Source organism: Streptomyces sp. NPDC001530, from assembly GCF_042894545.1.
Taxonomy (GTDB): domain Bacteria; phylum Actinomycetota; class Actinomycetes; order Streptomycetales; family Streptomycetaceae; genus Streptomyces.
Window position 1 is genome coordinate 1 of the sequence record NZ_JBIAVS010000001.1, and the last position, 18,463, is coordinate 18,463.

At 69.6% G+C, this 18,463-nt stretch carries 16 protein-coding genes, 2 pseudogenes and 1 riboswitch; of the genes and pseudogenes, 9 read left to right on the top strand and 9 right to left on the bottom strand.

Annotated features, from left to right (window positions below):
- Positions 1-195: 195 nt before the first annotated feature.
- Positions 196-1,110, top strand: a complete 915-nt coding sequence (locus tag ACFY0T_RS00005; protein ID WP_388863169.1) for a helix-turn-helix domain-containing protein — start codon at positions 196-198, stop codon at positions 1,108-1,110.
- A 107-nt stretch (positions 1,111-1,217) separates the two neighbouring features.
- Positions 1,218-2,582, top strand: a complete 1,365-nt coding sequence (locus ACFY0T_RS00010; protein ID WP_388863171.1) for an MFS transporter — start codon at positions 1,218-1,220, stop codon at positions 2,580-2,582.
- Positions 2,583-2,651: 69 nt separating this feature from the next.
- On the opposite strand, the gene ACFY0T_RS00015 is transcribed toward ACFY0T_RS00010, so the two are convergent.
- A complete protein-coding gene (locus tag ACFY0T_RS00015) occupies positions 2,652-2,945 on the bottom strand; it encodes a hypothetical protein (RefSeq protein WP_388863173.1) in 294 nt (97 codons plus the stop codon).
- A gap of 171 nt (positions 2,946-3,116) precedes the next feature.
- Between ACFY0T_RS00015 and ACFY0T_RS00020 the strand changes: the two genes are divergently transcribed.
- Positions 3,117-3,482 carry a nuclear transport factor 2 family protein gene (locus ACFY0T_RS00020; protein WP_388863175.1) on the top strand — a complete coding sequence of 122 codons (366 nt, stop codon included), beginning with the start codon at positions 3,117-3,119 and terminating at the stop codon, positions 3,480-3,482.
- A 24-nt stretch (positions 3,483-3,506) separates the two neighbouring features.
- Here the strand turns inward: ACFY0T_RS00020 and ACFY0T_RS00025 are convergent, their stop codons facing one another.
- On the bottom strand, positions 3,507-4,079 hold the full coding sequence (locus ACFY0T_RS00025) for a MarR family winged helix-turn-helix transcriptional regulator (RefSeq protein ID WP_388863177.1): 573 nt from the start codon (positions 4,077-4,079) through the stop codon (positions 3,507-3,509).
- 58 nt (positions 4,080-4,137) lie between these two features.
- Here ACFY0T_RS00025 and ACFY0T_RS00030 point away from each other — a divergent pair, with 58 nt between their 5' ends.
- Both ACFY0T_RS00030 and ACFY0T_RS00035 read left to right on the top strand, forming a co-directional pair.
- Positions 4,138-5,007 carry a hypothetical protein gene (locus ACFY0T_RS00030; protein ID WP_388863179.1) on the top strand — a complete coding sequence of 290 codons (870 nt, stop codon included), beginning with the start codon at positions 4,138-4,140 and terminating at the stop codon, positions 5,005-5,007.
- A gap of 18 nt (positions 5,008-5,025) precedes the next feature.
- Positions 5,026-5,111, top strand: a riboswitch (ZMP/ZTP riboswitch).
- A 23-nt stretch (positions 5,112-5,134) separates the two neighbouring features.
- Positions 5,135-5,983 (top strand): bifunctional 5,10-methylenetetrahydrofolate dehydrogenase/5,10-methenyltetrahydrofolate cyclohydrolase, encoded by an 849-nt coding sequence (locus ACFY0T_RS00035; protein WP_388863181.1) that lies wholly within the window; start codon positions 5,135-5,137, stop codon positions 5,981-5,983.
- A gap of 19 nt (positions 5,984-6,002) precedes the next feature.
- Here the strand turns inward: ACFY0T_RS00035 and ACFY0T_RS00040 are convergent, their stop codons facing one another.
- Positions 6,003-6,977 (bottom strand): CU044_5270 family protein, encoded by a 975-nt coding sequence (locus tag ACFY0T_RS00040; protein WP_388863183.1) that lies wholly within the window; start codon positions 6,975-6,977, stop codon positions 6,003-6,005.
- Positions 6,970-7,533, bottom strand: coding sequence for an RNA polymerase sigma factor (locus tag ACFY0T_RS00045; RefSeq protein WP_388863185.1), 564 nt, complete (start codon positions 7,531-7,533; stop codon positions 6,970-6,972). The genes ACFY0T_RS00040 and ACFY0T_RS00045 overlap by 8 nt, the downstream gene beginning before the upstream one ends.
- Positions 7,534-7,638: 105 nt before the next feature.
- Between ACFY0T_RS00045 and ctaD the strand changes: the two are divergent.
- Both ctaD and ACFY0T_RS00055 read left to right on the top strand, forming a co-directional pair.
- Positions 7,639-9,282: pseudogene (ctaD, locus tag ACFY0T_RS00050) on the top strand (cytochrome c oxidase subunit I); the annotation flags it as partial.
- Between the two features lie 38 nt (positions 9,283-9,320).
- Positions 9,321-9,674: a hypothetical protein gene (locus tag ACFY0T_RS00055; protein WP_388863187.1), complete on the top strand. Its 354-nt coding sequence runs from the start codon at positions 9,321-9,323 to the stop codon at positions 9,672-9,674.
- Between the two features lie 10 nt (positions 9,675-9,684).
- Here the strand turns inward: ACFY0T_RS00055 and ACFY0T_RS00060 are convergent, their stop codons facing one another.
- From ACFY0T_RS00060 to ACFY0T_RS00070, 3 genes and pseudogenes are all read right to left on the bottom strand, one after another.
- Entirely contained in the window at positions 9,685-10,683 is a 999-nt protein-coding gene (locus ACFY0T_RS00060) for a polyprenyl synthetase family protein (RefSeq protein ID WP_388863189.1), read from the bottom strand.
- Positions 10,684-10,915: 232 nt separating this feature from the next.
- Positions 10,916-12,549, bottom strand: a pseudogene (locus ACFY0T_RS00065) (IS200/IS605 family accessory protein TnpB-related protein).
- Between the two features lie 209 nt (positions 12,550-12,758).
- Positions 12,759-12,947, bottom strand: coding sequence for a hypothetical protein (locus ACFY0T_RS00070; protein ID WP_388863191.1), 189 nt, complete (start codon positions 12,945-12,947; stop codon positions 12,759-12,761).
- Positions 12,948-12,991: 44 nt separating this feature from the next.
- Between ACFY0T_RS00070 and ACFY0T_RS00075 the strand changes: the two genes are divergently transcribed.
- A complete protein-coding gene (locus tag ACFY0T_RS00075; protein WP_388864174.1) occupies positions 12,992-14,224 on the top strand; it encodes a glycosyltransferase in 1,233 nt (410 codons plus the stop codon).
- A gap of 180 nt (positions 14,225-14,404) precedes the next feature.
- Here the strand turns inward: ACFY0T_RS00075 and ACFY0T_RS00080 are convergent, their stop codons facing one another.
- Positions 14,405-15,058 carry a TetR/AcrR family transcriptional regulator gene (locus tag ACFY0T_RS00080; protein ID WP_388863193.1) on the bottom strand — a complete coding sequence of 218 codons (654 nt, stop codon included), beginning with the start codon at positions 15,056-15,058 and terminating at the stop codon, positions 14,405-14,407.
- Positions 15,059-15,261: 203 nt separating this feature from the next.
- On the opposite strand from ACFY0T_RS00080, the gene ACFY0T_RS00085 reads away from it, so the two are divergent.
- Complete coding sequence (locus ACFY0T_RS00085) at positions 15,262-16,521, top strand: YncE family protein (protein WP_388864176.1); 1,260 nt, start codon at positions 15,262-15,264, stop codon at positions 16,519-16,521.
- Here the strand turns inward: ACFY0T_RS00085 and ACFY0T_RS00090 are convergent.
- Positions 16,514-18,382 (bottom strand): cellulase family glycosylhydrolase, encoded by a 1,869-nt coding sequence (locus tag ACFY0T_RS00090; RefSeq protein ID WP_388863195.1) that lies wholly within the window; start codon positions 18,380-18,382, stop codon positions 16,514-16,516. The genes ACFY0T_RS00085 and ACFY0T_RS00090 overlap by 8 nt on opposite strands.
- Positions 18,383-18,463: the final 81 nt, after the last annotated feature.

The following is an 18,463-nucleotide window of genomic DNA, read 5'->3' on the forward strand; positions in this document are numbered from 1 at the left end:
AGCACCACGCCACGAGCCCGGGAAGACCGTGAAACGAGTCGAAACCCTCACCGAGCATGTCCGCTTGAAACAACAGCGAGGTTAAACATCAAGCTAAGGTGCTGTTCTCTTTCCGTCACCACTGCCGGTCGCCTGCTCGGCGACCACTCCAAACTAGGCGGGGAGACATGTCCCACCCGGATGCGCAGGCGACTGATGAAGGTCAAAAACCGACATGAGGCCGGACAGGCCATCCCCGAGGTCGCCTTCGCCGCGCCGGTCGGCACTCCGGCAGGCCTGGAAGTGATCTCGCTGGCCGAGCTGCGCGCCAGGGCCCGCGCCCGTGGGACCGACCTCGGCGCACCGCAGCGCCCCGGCTTCCACCACGTGCTCACGCTCACCTCCGGCAGGCTGCGGCAGAGAGTGGACTTCACGGAATACGTGCTCGATCCGGGCGCGTGGCTGTGGGTGCGCCCCGGTCAGGTGCTCCAGTGGGGCGACCTCGCGGCGGCCGAGGGAATCCTGGTCGTCTTCGAGCGGGCCTTCCCGGACGCGGCCACCGTCGAGGCGGCCCGGGTGGACGATCCGCACGCGCGCGTGCTGCGCGCCCCGGCCGGCGAGGACGCCGAGGCGCTGCGCCTGGCGGCCGCGCACCTGGAGCACGAGTTCCGGACCCTTGGGCGGCTGCCGCTGGACGCGCACCTCGCCGTACTGCGCCGCCTGTTGGACGTCCTGATCCTGCGCGTGGCCCACCTGGAGGCCCCCGGCGGCCCCGTCGGCGAGCCGGGCAAAACGTTCCTGCGCTTCCGTGAGGCGGTCGAGCGGGACTTCGCCCGGACGCGCCGCGTGGACGACTACGCCGCCGCCCTCGGCTACTCCACCCGCACGCTGTCCCGGGCCACCCTCGACGCGGTGGGCGTCGGCGCCAAGGAGTTCATCGACCGCCGCGTCGTCCTGGAGGCCAAGCGGCTGCTCGCGCACACCGACCTCGCCGCCGCCCGTATCGCCGCCCAGCTGGGCTTTTCCAGCGCGACGAACTTCGCCAAGTACTTCCATCAGCGCGCCGGACTGGCCCCCATCGCGTTCCGCGAGGCGGTGCGCGGACGCGCCGACGGCGTCCGGGGAATCTGAGTCCGGACCATTGACACCCGTGGGTCCCACCTCGACACTCGCATTCACGCACGAGGTGAATGAAATTTCACTCAGCGAACGAGCCGCCGCTTCTCAGGGACTTGAACATGACTTCTCCCGGTACGTCCGGTCAGCAGCACCTGTCACCCGACCGCCCGTCGCACACCTTCCGCAGCGTCTTCCCGGTCCTGGCGCTGTGCTGGATGGCCGTCTTCTTCGACGGCATGGACGTCAACATCTACGGCGCGGTCATGCCGCACATGCTCGAGGACTCCGGGCTCGGGCTGACGCCGGGGAGCGCGGGCACCATCGGCAGCTGGACCACGTTCGGCATGCTCATCGGCGCGCTGACCGCCGGGAACATCACCGACTGGCTGGGCCGCCGCCCGATGCTGGTGGCCAGCGTGACGCTGTTCTCGGTCGGCTCCGCGATCTGCGCGTGGGCCGGGGACCCCACGCTGTTCGGGACCGGCCGGTTCGTCGCCGGGCTCGGCCTCGGCGGACTGATGCCGCTGTGCCTGGCCATGGTCATGGAGTTCGCCCCGCCGCGCCGCGCGGCGCTCACCACCGGGCTGCTGATGACCTCATACCACGCGGGCGGCATGTTCGCGACGGCGCTCGGGCTGACGCTCGCGCCCGCGGCGGGCTGGCGCTGGGTGTTCTGGGCGGGCGTGCTGCCCGCCGTGATCGCCGTACCGCTGCTGCTGAAGCTGCTGCCCGAGTCGCCCGGTGTGCTGCTCGCCCGCGGCCAGGGGGCGAAGGCCGACGCCGTCGCCGACCGCTACGGTCTGGCCCGCCCCATCCCGGTCGCCGCTCCGGCCGCGGGCGCCCGGGGCCGTCTCGCCGCCGTGCGGGCGCTGTTCCGTCCCGAGTCCCGCTGGGCCACTCCCCTGCTCTGGCTGGCCTCCTTCTCGGGTCTGCTGCTGGTGTACGGCGTCAGCACCTGGCTGCCGCAGATGATGCGCGCCTCCGGCTACGGACTCAGCTCCTCCGTGAGCTTCCTGCTCGTGATCAACGCCGGCGGCATCGTGGGCCTGCTGATCGCAGGCCGCGCCGCCGACCGCTTCGGCGCCGTTCGCGTCTCGGCCATCTGGTTCGTGCTCACCGCGGCCGGAGCGCTGCTGCTCAAGGCGCATCTCCCGCTGGGCGTCACGTACGCCGTGGTCGCGATCACGGGTGTCTGGCTCTTCAGTGCGCAGGTGATGGTGTACGCCACCGCCAACACCGTCTACCGCGAGAGCGAGCGTGCGGCCGGGCTCGGCCTGGTCACCGGGGTCGGCCGGACCGGCGCCGTCGTCGGGCCCTGGCTGATCGGCTCGCTCGCCGCGAACGGCAACCAGAGCTGGGGCTTCACCACCTTCGCCCTGGCCGGGCTGCTCGGCGCCGCCGCGATCGCGCTCGTACCACTGGCCCGGCGTACGAGCCGGCGGGAACGGATCCCGGCCGACGCCGTCCTCGCGGCCGACGCGTGAGAGACGGCGAGCCCCGGCAGAACGTCGACGTTCTGCCGGGGCTCGCCCGTACCGACCCGTATCCGCCTCTTACCCGATGCTCGGAAGCAGCCCGGTGACCGGCGCGACCAGGTCGGTCACCTGGTGCAACTCGTTCAGGCCGTGCAGGCGGTTGAGCCCGGCGAGCTGACGGGAGGGACGCGGGAGGTCGGCCTGGTGCTCCGCGGGAATGTCGCTCACCGCGAGCGAGTCGAGCTCGGCGATCGGGTTCAACTTCCCCGCGTTCTGGGCCTCGGAGCCCGCCGCGTTCGCCATCGGCGCGGCAAGGCCCGCGACACCGACGGCGAGACCAACGGCGGCGACCATACGTCGTGTAGAGATCATGCTTGCAGCAACGTCCACGGGCCCCGGGCGGACACGGCCCTCCGGCGTCGCTCACCCGTCAGGCGCATCGGGCGGCTGCGGTTGCCGTGGACCCGGTGGCGGAGGAGTCTCGGAGGAGAGGCCCTTCGCGGCCCACTCCGCGCTGGACCGCGGCCTTCCAAGGAGGTCAACATGGGCACCGCGGCAACCCCCGCCTTCGACACCGAAGCCCTGCGCCGGGGCATTGAAGCAGACAATGCGGCAGCTCTGCTGTCGCTCTACGCGGACGACGCGGAACTACGCGTCGTCGACCGCAACACCCAGCCCAGCCACCCGATGGTGAAACACGGTCGCGGCGAGATCGCCGACATGCTCAACGACGTCTACAGCCGCGACATGAAGCACAAGCTCGAGCAATGCGTGGTCCAGGGGGATCATGTCGCCTACACCGAGTCCTGTGAGTATCCGGACGGCGTGAAGGTGCTGGCCAGTTCGATGATGGCGCTACGCGAGGGCAAGATCGTCGAACAGACCCTCGTGCAGGCATGGGACGAGTAGGAAGGAACTGGCCGAAGGTCCAGATCAGGTCACGTCTGACCTGGACCTTCTCGGCGAACGCTGCGATGGGACGGTCGAGTCCGCACCGGACTCGGCGGCCACGACCAATTTCCGCAGCAGGTCTGCGAGCGTCCGCTGCTCTGCTGGGCTCAGCACTGCGAGCAGCGCGTTCTCACCCTCGTCCTCCGACACCGCCTGCTGCTCGAAGGCGTCACATCCGGCGTCGGTGAGCCGCACCCGCACGCGACGACGGTCGCCGCGCTCGTTCGTGCGGGTGATCAGCCCCGCATCCTCCATCGGGCCCAGCCGCGCCGACAGGGCGCCACGGGTCAGCCCCAGCATCTCGGCGAGCTGCGACGGGCTCGCCTCGTAGGGCGGGCCGAGCCGACGCAGCATCAGCAGCACCTTGTACTGGCCGTGATGAAGGCCGTCCGCGTCGAGGGTGTCCCGGCGGGCCTGCGCCGCGTGCCGGGCCAGGATCGCGAGCCGGGCGAAGATCGCCTCCTTGACCGGGTCCATCCAGTCGAGTTCCTGCGACCAAAGCGCGACGTGCCGGTCGACCGAGTCCGCGGTCGCCACGTCGGACGGGTCTGCCATGTGGGCCCCCAAAGTAGTTTTCTTGTGGATAGTTTTTCGGATTACTACCTTCCTCGCCATGACGAAAACCGCAAGCACCACGCGTACGGCCGTATCGCTGGAGCTGGATGAACTCCTCGCCGCCGTGCGCGAGTTGAGGATCGCCGGTCGCTGGGAACGCGCGACGCGCCTGCTGGACGCGGCCGCGGTGACCGAGGCGCGGGACCGCGCCCGGATAGCCCTGGCCGCGGCCGAAGTCGCGCTGGAGAGCGACTGGTTCGGTGGGACCGGTCTGGCGGGGGCGCGACTCGACGCCGCGCAGAAGGTCTTCGAGCAAGCGCGCCTCGACGACCGGTGGGATCTGGACTTCCTCCGAGTGCGCCACGACTACCTCGGTCTGCTCCGTGTCAACGGTGCGTTCCGGGCCGGACCGGACGGCAAGGACCCGCAGGCCCTCGCCGCTCTCCGCGGCCACGCCGTGAGCGTGCGCGATCGGGCCCCGGACGCCGTGCGCCGGGGCTGGGCCGAGATGTATCTGGGCCTCGTCGCGGACAATCTCTTCGCCGAGCCGGACATCGCGCCCGACCACTACGAGGCCGCCCTGCGCGCGGGCGAGTCGGGCGACGCCCTCCTGTCGCGCGAGGCGCTGCGCCACCTCGGCGGTCACGACCACGACCGCGGCGACCACGCGCGGGCCCTGGAGCGCTGGACCCGGGCGACCGAGCTGGGCGCCCAGGCCGGAACTGTCCCCGGCACCCTCTCGCAGCAGATGCTCCTGGCGGTGCTGGCCCGCGACGCGGGTGACGAGGCCGGAGCCGCAGCGCTGGCCCGGGAGATCGCCCGCTGGGCGGGAGCCGTCGGAGCCGTGACCATCGAGGCGCAGGCGGGCGGGTTCCTCGCCGGAGCCGACCCCACGGCACCGCCGCCGGGAAGCGGTTCGGGCCGTTGATCGTACGAGCTACTCTGGTCGGCAGGCCGTGACTGGCGCTGAGGTGGAGTACCACCGGGGAGCGGCCTGACGAACGGGTCTTGCCGCGCGCCTGGGCGATGGTGTCAGCAACGCCCAGGAGGAGCTCATGTCCCAGGCCCAGCTCATGGACGGCGCGGGTCTCGCGCGCCGCATCGTCGAGGAGACCGCCAAGCGCGCGGCCGATCTCAGGGACCGTACGGGTGCGGCTCCGTGTCTGGCGACGGTGCTGGTCGGCGAGGATCCCGCCTCGGTCACCTACGTCCGGATGAAGCAGAACCGCAGCCGCAAGGCCGGTATCGAGTCGCGGCACGTCGCCCTGCCCGCCGACACCACGACGGCCGAACTCGTCGCCACGCTCGAGGCACTGTCCGCCGACCCGACCGTGCACGGCATCCTGCTCCAGCACCCCGTCGGACCGCACATCGACGAGCGTGCGGCCTTCGAGGCCATCGCGCCGGAGAAGGACGTCGACGGGGTGACGCTGAGCTCCTACTCGGCGATGAGCTTCGGCCTGCCCGGCTTCGTGTCCTGCACGCCCGGCGGCATCATGCGGCTCCTCGACGAGTACGACGTCGACCCGGCCGGCAGGCGGGCCGTCGTCGTGGGCCGCAGCGCGATCCTCGGCAAGCCGGTCGGCATGCTGCTGCTCGGGCGCGACGCGACGGTGACGTACTGCCACTCTCGTACGACGGATCTGTCCTCGGTGGTGCGCGAGGCGGACATCGTGGTGGCCGCCGTGGGGCGGCCCCGGCTGATCCGCGGCGAGGACATCAAGCCGGGAGCCGTCGTGATCGACGCGGGTTACAACCCCGGGAACGTCGGTGACGTCGACTTCGACACCGCCCGTGACCGGGCCGGGCTGATCACGCCCGTGCCCGGCGGCGTCGGCCCGATGACGATCGCGGTGCTGCTGGAGCAGACCGTCACCGGGGCCGAGCGCCAACTCGGCGTCTGAGGACCGTTCTTGGGGTCGGTCAGCGCATCCAGGCGCTGTAGGACATCACGTCCCCGACCTTGACGCCGAACTCGGGATCGGCCTTGGTGACGGTGTCCTCGAGGCCGAGCACGGCACCGGTCGCCGGGTCCAGGATCAGCATCCGGCGCACGAAGTGGGCCTTGTCGTCGTACACGTACGCCTGCCCCTTGCGGCCCAGCCGGTCGGTGACCGCACCGGCCGGGCGCAGTCCCTTCGCATCGGCGAGGACGCGGACGAGTGAGGCGTTCTCGCGGGTGCCGAGCGTCCAGTTGTCCAGCAACTGGGCGACGGCGTCGAGGAGTTGGGGCGTGTCCATCGCCTCGATGAGGTCGATCTCCTCCAGGTAGGCGCGCATCCGCTCGGCGTCGTGCGGCGGCTCGGCCTTCGGCGGTGCGTCGCTCCAACTCGGCGGGTAGGTCTGCCTGCTGAGGACATGGCCGTCCTCGACCGTGCGCGGGACGGGGTCGGCGTCGGTGATGACCGGTTTGCCCGGGTGGCGCGGGTCGGTCGCCACGACGAGTTCCGTGTGGCTGCCGTCGGCCTTCCAGCGGACGACGCGCTCCTCGGGGAGCGTGACCGGCGGCCGGGCCCCGGGACCCGAGGTCATGCTCATGTTCCAGGTCTGGACGTGGGTGCCCTGGAGAAGCCGGAGCGAGCTGTCGGATTCCGCTGCTCGGTCGGCAAGCCGGTCCAGGGGTACGGGGGTGGAGCCGGCCTCGACGACCAGCGCGCGGGGGGCGGCCACGGCGGGGGCGGTGGTCGATCCCGACAGGGTGAGGGTCACGACGACCGCGCCGACGGCTGCGGCGGTTCCGATGCTCCAGGCAAGGCGGCGCAGCCTGCGGGGACGCCTGCCGTGCAGCAGGTGGTTCAGGCGGCGCTCCGCGTGCTGGTCCAGCGGACGGTCGTGGAAGCGGGGGTCGCCGGACGGCACCGGGTTGGCGCGGCGCAGCAGTTCGAGTTCGTCAGCCATGGCCGTGCTCCTTCGACGTGTCGCGGCGGGGCGTTTCGGTGCCGAAGGCCACGGTGATCTGCAGGCGGTCGATCTCGGCTCTGAGGCGGCGGCGGGCGCGGTGCAGTCGCATCGCCGCGGCCCGACTGCCGCAGCCGAGGGCGACGGCCACCTCGTCGATGCCGAGTTCCTCCCAGGCGGTCAGGCGCAGTACTTCCTGGTCGGCCGGGGAGAGCCGGGCCAGGGCCTCGTGCACCCAGTCGCCCGGCGACTCGGAGTCGGGGCCCGCCACCACCTGTTTGCCGTGCGCGCTCTCGTCGTTGCCGAGCCGGTCGACGAGCCTGCGACGGCGCCCATAGCCGCGTACGGCATTGGCCAGACAGTGGCGTGCCACCCCGTACAGCCAAGGAAGGGGGGACGGTGGGAGATCGGACCGGCGCCGCCAGGCGACGGTGAAGACCTCCGCCACCACCTCCTCGACATCACTGCTCCGGCCGTCCAGTCGCCGCGCAACGTAGCGGCTGACCGCCCAGTAGTGCTCGCGATAGGCAGCGGCGAAGGTCTCGTCGTTGCTCATAATCCGTAGGTGTCCGGCAGGTTCGTGATCGTCACACCCGCCGATGTGACGCTCGTCGCTTCGCTCCAGTGTGACGCCGGCGCGGGCGCCGGACACAGGCGGGGCATGGAGAGCAACACTGTTACGGCGCTGCCCGCACCCCCTCCCGTGCGTGCGCGGCGTCCTGGACTCGCCGCGGTGAAGTGGCTGACCACCACCGACCACAAGACGATCGGCACGCTGTATCTGGTCACGTCGTTCGGGTTCTTCTGCATCGGCGGGGTCATGGCGCTGTTGATGCGAGCCGAGCTGGCCCGGCCGGGACTGCAGATCATGTCGAACGAGCAGTTCAATCAGGCGTTCACGATGCACGGCACCGTGATGCTCCTGATGTTCGCGACGCCGCTGTTCGCCGGTTTCGCGAACTGGATCATGCCGCTGCAGATCGGCGCGCCCGATGTGGCGTTCCCGCGGCTGAACATGCTGGCCTATTGGCTGTATCTCTTCGGCTCGCTGATTGCCGTCGGCGGGTTTCTGACTCCACAAGGAGCCGCTGATTTCGGATGGTTCGCGTATGCGCCCCTGTCCGACGCGGTGCATTCGCCGGGCGTCGGCGGCGACATGTGGATCACGGGTCTGGCCTTCTCCGGCTTCGGCACGATCCTCGGCTCGGTCAACTTCATCACGACCATCATCTGCATGCGCGCTCCTGGCATGACGATGTTCCGCATGCCGATCTTCGTGTGGAACGTGCTGTTGACCGGTGTGCTGGTCCTACTGGCCTTCCCGGTCCTCGCGGCCGCGCTGTTCGCCCTGGAGGCGGACCGCAAGTTCGGCGCCCACATCTTCGACGCGGCCAACGGCGGAGCCCTGCTCTGGCAACACCTCTTCTGGTTCTTCGGCCATCCGGAGGTGTACATCATCGCGCTGCCGTTCTTCGGCATCATCAGTGAGGTCATTCCGGTCTTCTCGCGCAAGCCGATGTTCGGCTACATGGGCCTCGTCGCCGCCACCATCTCCATCGCCGGTCTTTCCGTGACCGTGTGGGCCCACCACATGTACGTCACCGGTGGCGTATTGCTCCCGTTCTTCTCCTTCATGACGTTCCTCATCGCCGTGCCGACGGGAGTGAAGTTCTTCAACTGGATCGGCACGATGTGGCAGGGGTCCTTGTCCTTCGAGACCCCGATGCTGTGGGCCACCGGCTTTCTGATCACGTTCGTCTTCGGCGGTCTGACCGGCGTGATGCTCGCCTCTCCTCCGATGGACTTCCCCGTCTCGGACACGTACTTCGTGGTGGCACACTTCCACTACGTGATCTTCGGTACGGTCGTCTTCGCGATGTTCTCCGGATTCCACTTCTGGTGGCCGAAGTTCACCGGCAAGATGCTCAACGAACGCCTGGGCAAGATCACCTTCTGGACGCTGTTCATCGGCTTCCACGGTACGTTCCTGGTGCAGCACTGGCTGGGTGCCAATGGAATGCAGCGCCGGATTCCCGACTACCTGGCGGTGGAAGGCCTCACCACGCTCAACACGGTGTCGACCATTTCCTCCTTCGTGCTCGGCCTCTCGTTCCTGCCGTTCTTCTACAACATCTGGAAGACCGCCAAGTACGGCGAGAAGATCGAGGTCGACGACCCATGGGGTTACGGCCGTTCACTGGAATGGGCCACCTCGTGCCCGCCGCCGCGGCACAACTTCCTCACGCTGCCGCGCATCCGTTCCGAGTCCCCGGCCTTCGACCTTCACCACCCCGAAATCACCGCCTCCGGCGCGCAGTTGGTGACGAAGACGAAGGAGCTCCGATGACCGCCATGGACGACCGTCCGCTGGAGGCGCGGACCCTGATCAGCGAGCTCGAAGGCCACCTCCTCATCGAGGCCACCCGCGCCGAGGGGCGCGCCGAAGCCGCCCGCTTCACCCGCTCGCTGGCCTGGCTGACGGACTCCCAGCGGGAGGATGTGGAGGCGCGCTTCCAGGAGAACTACCTTGCGCTCACCCGGCGTTCCTGGGAGCGCACCGCGCAACGCGGCAGGGACTTGCGGGCGGAGTACGAGGAGCGATACCGCTCGCTGCGACGGCGGCTGTGCGCGGGATTTCTGTTCGGCGCCGCCCTCGTACTGGCCGCGGCCGTGGTGACGACCGTGTCGAGCGGCTAGCTCGGCACATCTACACCGCGCCGGGGTCGGTGGGATCGGTCCGGAGCAGCATCCGGGAGGATTCGTCCACGAGGTGCCGCAGCGCGGGCAGATACGCTGCGTCACCACCCAGTTCTTCCAGAATGCGGTGCGCTTCGTCGCGGAACTCGTTGATGTCCTTCTCAAACCGGCGAAGAACGGCAGGTGAGAGAAGTACGTCGGTGAGTTCCGCGCGGGCGTGCCGAGAATTCCTCGCGGCGGAATGAAGCCCCAGAACACGCTCCGTGGACTGAGGAGCCGCCTCCTCGAGGGCGCACGCCAGGAGGTAGGTCACCGTGCCGTTCAGGAGGTCTTCATTGCGGCCGGACAGGATGTCTTCCTGGTCGTTGAAGATCTGCCACAGGATGCCGAAGACATTGCCGAACTCGCGCCAGAGCTCCACTCTCCCCTTCTCAACGCCCGCCAGTTCGGCGGCCATGGCCGTGACCATGCTGAAGGGGGCACCCGATTTCCCTCTGTACGCCGTGACCACCGCGTCACGCGTAGCGGCTCCCACATCTCCGCGAAGGTCACTCAACTGGCCCTCGGTCGCGAGGATCCAGCACTTCACGATCTCGGCCGACAGAGCGCCGCGCACCGATTCGGGAATCCGGGGAGACTGAACGACCAGAAGCGGCAGTGGATTTCCGCTGATGACAGTGGCGAGCAGAGCCTCGCTCTCGCTGAGGTCACCGGCGACGAACGCGCCCTGCCCATCGGCGAGATCGTCGAGATAGCACGCCGAGGTCCACCACAGCTCATGCACGACAGCCAGCGGAACTGCGGGTTCGGGCGCGCCGGTCTCCACAGCATGGACGATCATCGGCAGCACCGACAGGGGGTATTTGAATGTGCGGTGCTCCAGCAGTTTGGCGACGGTCGCCCGGACGGATTTCGCCGAAGGTCCAAGTCGTGCGAGCGCGGATACCGTCTCCGCCTCGATATCCGCGGAAACCCGGCGATGCAGATCCAAGTACGATATCGATTTCACGTAACCCCACCCCACCCTTGAGATCAATCGCGCATCGATTCGATCATTCTGGCTTGAAGTGAGCTAGAGCGTTTTTCGGCCATGGCCGGATCGCAGTGGGGCAGTGCTGCACGCGGGGGCGGCCCCGGACACGGCCGCCGCCACCGTGGCCGCGCCACCGGCCACAGCGCCCAGCCCGATGCATACCGACGTCCGACGATCGCCGCGCACCAGACAACCGCGCAGACCGTTCCTAAAGACTGAGCGGGAGCGAGTCCTGTTGCCAGAACCCATGCTCAGCCGCGTGCCCCGAACGGTGTTGGGCACGCTGGTCCCCCGCTTTCGCTCCACCACCGGGCGGCGCGCATCTGGTGCGTGGTCCGGGTGGGTGGGGGCGGGTTTCCTCACGCCGTCGGGTGTCCGGTCGGGCCTGGGCGGTCCGATGCCCCTGCACATCACTGTGGTGTGCGGGGGGCGGTGTCGTCCGTCGCCGGATCGGGTGTCCAAGGGCGCGTCGCCCGGCCGCGATGCTCGCCGCATCGTGCCGGGAAATCGTGCGGGTGGAGGTGGTCAGCGGTTTCTGCCAGTGCTGGGCACCCCACCGGGAGGTGTAGGCCGGGTCGACCGCGACGATGGCGAGGTCCTGTTCGGCGGCCATCGAGACCAGCCGGGCCTTGAGTTTCGCGGTCGGGAAGCGGGAGAGCAGCCGGCGGAAGCGTTTGTTGCGACCGTGCTTCTCGCGGCTCTTGTCCGCCGCGAAGTCGAGATCTTCGATGGCGATCGCTGCGGCCCCGCAACGGCGGGTGTAGTGCAGCAGCCGACTCAGCGCGTGCCGAATCTGGGCATCCCGGTGCTCCGTGCTGCCCGAGAGGTCGTAGAAGAAGCGCTGCGGTTCACCGACCGGGTTGCCGTGCACATCGAGTCGCCAGGCGGCGAGGTGGTCGTCGTTCATGTCCACCCCGACGACCCCCCGGGCCAGGGCCGCATCGAGCGGAAGCACCGGGGTAGCGGCGCGCTGCCAGGACGCGGTGACATACCAACGGCCGCGCACCACGTCGTGGTGGATGCGGTAGGCCACCGCCCGGTTGGCGGTGATCCGGTCGCGCCACTCCTGCCCGCGATGCCGGAACGCCACGGTCGCATCCAGCACGTACCGGCCGTGCGGCGCGTTGGCCAGGCGGGCCAGCGGGGCCGGAGCTTGAGGGAGACCTGTCCGGTGTCGGTGAGGCGGATGGTCTCGTTGCCGAAGCGTTTGCCGGACTCCCCGTCGGCGGCCAGGAACATCCGCTCCGCCTGCCACCGATCCCGCCACGCCCGCTCGCTCAGCCCGGCCGCCGCCAGGCGGTGGCGGGTGGTGGCGAGTCGTTTGCCGCCGCGCACCACCCGCACCCGGCCCGCCTTCCAGTCCGCCTCCACCACCGCCAGCCGGTCCTTCAAGGTCTGCAGGCGGCGGGACTTGGCATGCCACTCACCGCGCGTGGCATAGCCGCGCGCCAGCCCTTCGCGTTTGTCCGCCCTGGAGCCCAGCGGCCGGGCCAGCCGCGCCTCGATCGACGCGATCTGCCCCCGCAGCCAGCCCAGGTGGGCCGCCTGCCCGCGCCGGGCCAGCGCCCACTGATCGTGGGTGGCCTTGGTGATGCTGCCCGCCCAGCGCGCCGACGACTGACCCGTCAGTGCCCGCTTGCGCACCGCCCATGAGGCCGCATCGTGCGCCAGCCCCTGACGGGACCGCCCCGCGAGATCCGCTGCGGCCAGCGAACCGAGGAACACCCCGACCTCGGCCAGCACCGCCGCGTCCGCCGCCGACACCCGCAGCCGGTCCCGGACGGCCACTCCGGCCGGACCGGGAACGACAAACGACGCCGCCAACTCCCGCAGCCCGCCCACCCGTTCACCCCCTCCGGCCCGAAGATCCCCGTCACCGCAGTCAACGAGCACCCTCCGCAAAGGTCACCCATTCGACCCAAGAACTCACGTTCCCCGCACATAACGGGGCCACAGCGCACCGCACACAGAGGAGACCCTCCGGCGCACAGCGGAACAACCGCATCCAGCCCCAGCACTCACTCACACTCACCAGAAGTCACTCCTGCTCACTATCCCGGCAGCAGCTCCCAACCCCTTCGACGCCGGAACCGCTCCACGCCGAGGCCGTGTGATCGGACGGTTGCCGCTCGGCGCGTCATGGTGGCAACGCTCGCCGTCGAGTCGCCGTAGACGCCGTAGACGCCGTAGACGCCGTAGACGCCGTAGACGCCAAAACGGGTCGCACAGCTGCGGGTCACCGGCCGTGAACCCCGGCATACTGGCCGTCGTGCGAGTAGCGATCATGACCGCGGGGTCGCGGGGCGATGTGGCGCCGTACACCGGGCTCGGGCACGGCCTGTGGCGTGCCGGGCACGAGGTCACCCTGGTGACGCACGGGTGCTTCGAGCCGCTGGTGGCCGGTTCCGGTGTGGGGTTCCACGCGCTGCCCGTGGACCCCCGGGTGGAGCTGGAGTCCGCACGGGGGCGGGGACTGCACCGCAGCTCCACCGGGGCCGGGAAGCTCATCCGGGTCGTCGAGATGGCGCGGGCGCTCGTCGGGCAGATGACCGACGACCTGATCGAGGCCGCGCACTCCAGCGACGTACTCCTGCTCTCCAGTTCCCTGGGGCCGCTCGGGCATGCCGTCGCCGAAGGGCTGTCGCTGCCCAGCATGGGTGTGTATCTCCAACCGCTCGCCCCCACAAGGGAGTTCGCGCCCCCTGTGACCGGGGTCCGCTCGTGGGGGCCCGCGGTGAACCGGGCGGCCGGGCACGTGGTGAACGTGGCCGTCGAGCGGGTCTTCGCCCAGACCGTGCGCACCTTGCGGGCCCGGCTCGGGCTGCCGCGCCTCGGCCCCGGAGCCGTGCGACGCGGCCGGGAGCGGCAGGGGTGGCCCGTGCAGCACGGGTTCAGTCCCCTGGTGGTGCGCCGGCCGTGCGACTGGCGACCTGGCCTGGACGTGACCGGGTACTGGTGGCCGTACGACGGCGCGGACGCCCAACTTTCCTCCCCGCTGCGGGACTTCCTCGACGCCGGCCCTCCCCCGGTCTTCGTGGGCCTGGGCAGTGCCACCGTGCCCGATCCCGAGCGACTGAGCGCCGAGGTCGTACGTGCCCTGCGGGCGGCGGGGCTGCGCGGGGTGATCCAGCGGGGGTGGGGTGAGCTGCGAGCCACCGGTGACGACATGTTCACCGTCGGGGAGGTGCCACACTCCTTGCTCTTTCCGCGGATGGCCGCGGTGGTCCATCACGCGGGGGCGGGGACGACGGCGGCCGGGCTGCGTGCCGGGGTTCCGGCCGTGCCCGTGCCGATCCAGTTCGACGAGGGTTTCTGGGCTGCCCGGCTGGTCTCTCTCGGTGTGGCGCCGACGGCGCTGCCGCTGCGGGGGCTGAGCTCCGCTCGGTTGACGTCGGCGCTCGTCCGGGCGACGACGGAGCCGTCGTATCGGCGGTGTGCGCGGGCTCTGGCCACCCGGATCCGGGGCGAGGACGGGGTGGGCCCGGTGGCGGAGGCGGTGCGGCGGGTGTCGGGCTGAGGTGCTGTCGTTTTCGCCCCCGCCAACCCTTCCCGACCTTGGGGGCTCCGCCCCCAAACCCCCGCCAAGGGGCTGCGTCCCCTGGACCCCCATCGGCCTTGACGGCCTCGTCCTCAAACGCCGGACGGGCTAAAGATTTCCGGCGCCGGCCGGCAAGAGTTCAGCCCCCTCCCCCACCCTCTACCCGCACCACCCCTCCGGGCGCAAGATCCCCAACAGCTGCCGCACCAGCTCCTCCACCACCTCATCGAGCGTCGCGTCCACCCACCCGGCACGCCAGTCGTGCAGCAACCCGTTGACGCTGCCGATGAACGCGGTCGCGGCGATCCGATAGTCACGCGGAGCCGCCTCCCCCCGCGCCGCGGCCGCCGCCGCCTCGCCGCAGATGAAGTCCACCCAGCGCGCCCGCCGGGCGAGACGTTGCTCCTCCAACCGGGGGCTCACGCCGATGATTTCGACGAAGGTGATGCGAATCCGGCGCGGGTCGCTCGTCACGTTCGCGGCATAGGCGCGGAAGATCGCGGTGGCCCGCTCCGCGAGCGGCAGGTCCCGCGCGTCGGCGAGCGCGGCCAGGGCCGCCTCCTCGGCCCAGTCGTTGACCTGGAGGTGCAGCGCGGCGAGGACGTCTTCGAGGGTACGGAACTCCTCGTAGAACTGCCGCGTCGACAGCCCTGCCGCCTCGCTGAGCGCCGCGACGGTCGTGGACCGGAACCCGGGGCTGTCGCCGAAGAGTTGGAGTGCGGCGTCCAGGAAGCGGCGGCGCCGCTCGGCCTGCCGCTCCTCCGCGGTCCTTCCCCCGTAACGGCCGGTCGGCTGTTTGAGCCTGCCCGCCACGCGTTCCTCCCCTGCCGCTGCGACCTGTCCACGTGCCTTGGTTGATTTTGTCGTGCACGGACCCTTGTGGAGAGAGCCACCCCCTCCTTACTTTCCAGTAAGTCAATCTGAACGCAGGCGTGTTCAGATTTTCCCTTGTCATGCCCTCACCACCCGCGCCACTCCCCACTACGACAAGGACCACCATGCCTGTCCGACCCGCCATGGCCATCCTCAGACCCCTTCACCTCTGTTCCCTCGCCGCCGCGCTCACCCTCACCCTCGGCGGCACGGCGACCGCCGCCACCGCGTCCGTCGCGCAGGCCTCCGCCGCCGATCTGCGCGAGGTGATGTTCGTGGGCAACAACTGGGAGGGCACCGCGGACGTCATCAAGTCCACCGGTGATTTCGCGAAGATCGGCCGGATCAACGTCATTCCGGACAAGGACGAACGGATGGCCGCGATCAACGCCGATCCGATCAAGTGGGTCTACTTCATGGCCATTCGCAATGGCGTCGGCGAGGGCCACGACCAGTTCGTCGACGACATGTACTCCACGCCCGACGGAAAGTCGGTGGTCGTGTCCCGTCCGAGTTTCGCGGACGTGGTGTCCATCGACCTCGCCACCGGCACCATCAACTGGCGCTTCCCTGTGTCCGGTTATCGCTCCGACCACATGGCCGTCTCCCCCGACGGCACCCGTGTCGCCGTCTCGGCCTCGACCGCGAACACCGTGCACGTCCTGGACATCACCACCGGCAAACAGCTCGGCTCCTTCGCCACCGGCGACAAGCCGCACGAGAACATCTTCACCCGCGACGGCAAGTACATCTGGAACATGGCGATCGGTGACGTCAACACCGCTCTCGACGACCCGTGGCTGGACTGGACGAAGGGCGACCGGCGCATCACCGTCGTCGACGCGACGACCTTCAAGCAGGTCAAGGTGATCGACATGCGGCAACGGCTGGACGCGATCGGTCTCACGGACTACTCCGACGCCGTCCGCCCCGCCGTCTTCAGCCCCGACGAGTCCAAGCTGTACTTCCAGGTGTCGTTCTTCAACGGCTTCCTCGAGTACGACGTCGCCTCCGACAAGATCACCCGGGTGAAGACCCTGCCCAAGAACCCCGCGACCAGCACCGATCGCACCACCTGGGTCAATGACTCCCGCCACCACGGCATTTCGATGAACCCGGCCGGAACGAAGCTGTGCGTCGCCGGGACGATGGACGACTACGCGACCGTCGTGGACCGGGCCACCCTCCAGGAAGGGCCGCTCGTCACCGCCTCCAAGCCGTACTGGGCGACCGTCAGCGGCGACGGCAAGGCCTGCATCGTCTCCGAGAGCGGCGCCGACCAGGTCACCGCCATCGACTTCGCCACCGGGCAGAAGACGGTGTCGGTACCGGTCGGCGACCACCCCCAGCGCGTTCGCCTCGGCCATGTGGAGGCGAACTGGTCGGTCCCGTCGGCTAGTTGACCGCCGTCGCGGCCCACGACGCCAGTTCGATCCGGGCCGCGCCCAACAGGTCGGCGGACGGCGCCGTCGCCCCGTTCGTGACCAGCGCGACGTGCAGAGTCCCCGAGCCCGGTGCGGTGAGCAGCAGGCGGCGGCTGCCGGTGCCGCCCGGCTCGCGGGCCACGGCGATCGGCGTGGTCGTGGTGTAGGCGGGTGGGGAGATCATCGCCCCGAGGTCGGACACCACGGTCGTGGCCGAGGTCGGGAAGGACGCCGGCAGGTGGAGTTCCGTGGGGGCGCTCGTGCCGTTGGAGCGCCAGAGCATCAGGCCGTACTGGCCTGATCCCACGAGCTGGGAGACGTGCGGCAGGGACGACGGAACCGGGTTCCAGGTCAGGGTGGTGGAGCCGTCGCGGGAGCGGTCCTCGTAGGTGAAGGCGACCGTGCTGCCCGCGGTGGCGCTGGGGTAGAGGCGGTCCAGGAGGCGGGCGTCCTGGCGCAGGACGGCCGTGCCCGAGTCGTCCAGGCGTACGACGGAAAGGTCCTCGTCGTTCCAGGCGTCGCCGGAGGTCAGGACCTTGTCGGGATTGTCGTTCATCAACTCGTGGTGGCGGCCGTTGTAGATGTCCCACTGCCACTGGGTGCCGGAGAGCACCGGGCCCGATCCCGTCGGCTTCGACCACCAACTGGAGCCCGGGAGGCGGGAGTCGAGAGCCTGGTACATCGCCTTGTCGACCGTCGGGGCCTTGCCCGAGACGGATCCCGAGAGCGGGTGGCCGAATTCGCTGACGATCGCCGTCGTGCCCGCCGCCGAGGCGCGGTCGCGCACCGTCCCGAAGTCGGTGGCGTACTGACCGTCCCCCGCCTTGCCCCACATGAGGATGCCCGAGATCGCCTTCTGGTCGTAGAAGTGGGTGTTGAACACATAGCGCGGGCCCAGTGTGCCCGCGTCCAGGAGGCCGCCCTCCTGCTTCTGGGAGTCGATGTTGGCGTTCCAGAAGAGGTTCGGTTCGACGAAGACGGGCTTGTCCTGCCAGCCGGCCGCGTCCATGCGGGCCCGGAACTTCCCATAGAACGGCCAGAGCACATCGCGTTCCCAGGTGCGGCTGGTCTGCCCGGAGTCGTAGGTGCCCGCATACGGCTCGTTGAACGGGTCGAAGCCGATGACGCCCGCGAATTCGTCGGCGGTGAGGTGCTGTTTCACATAGGCCATCGTGGTCTGGGCCGTGCCGAGGAAGGCGTCCTGGAGTGTGTACTTGTTGTGCCAGAAGTCGTACGACGCCTGTTTCACGGCCCCGTTCTGGGTGATGTTCTGGCCCCAGAAGAGGCAGATCCCACAGGACTCCTGGGGGTAATTGCCCGCAGCCACGGCCCACTTGGGGGCGCCGTCGCCGCTGTACCAGCTGCCCGCGTTGAAGAGATAGCGGGAGTAGAGGTCCTGGTGGAAGTCGGCGTACACGCGGATTCCCGCGTCGAGGAAGGCGCGCAGCTGGTCGGTGGCCGCGGCGAGATAGGCGGTGTCGACCTGGCCGCGTACGGGTTCGGCGTGCGCCCAGGAGAGCAGGAAGCGCACGGAGTTGCCGCCGCCGAGGGCGCGCAGCGCGGTCGCGGACTTCCTGGCGTCGGCGACCGAGGCAAAGGGCAGCCCGTTGTTCTCCTCCAACTTCGTTTCGCCGGAGACGTTGTAGCCGCGCAGCACGACCTCGCGGCCGAGGCCGTCGGTGAAACGGCCGCCGGCGACGGTCAGGGTGGCCGACGCCTGGGTGTCGAACCACAGCGAGTCGGGGAGGGGGTCGGCGGCCGCGGGCTGTGCGCCTGTGGCCGTCAGCAAGCCGGTGATCAGCACGAGAACGCCGAGCAGACGCGCACCTAACTTCGACATGTCCACTACAGTCCCGTTCGCATCAGGACGCGTCAACACTTCTGACTTATGAGTAAGGTTCCACTTCTCCTCTCCGTCTCA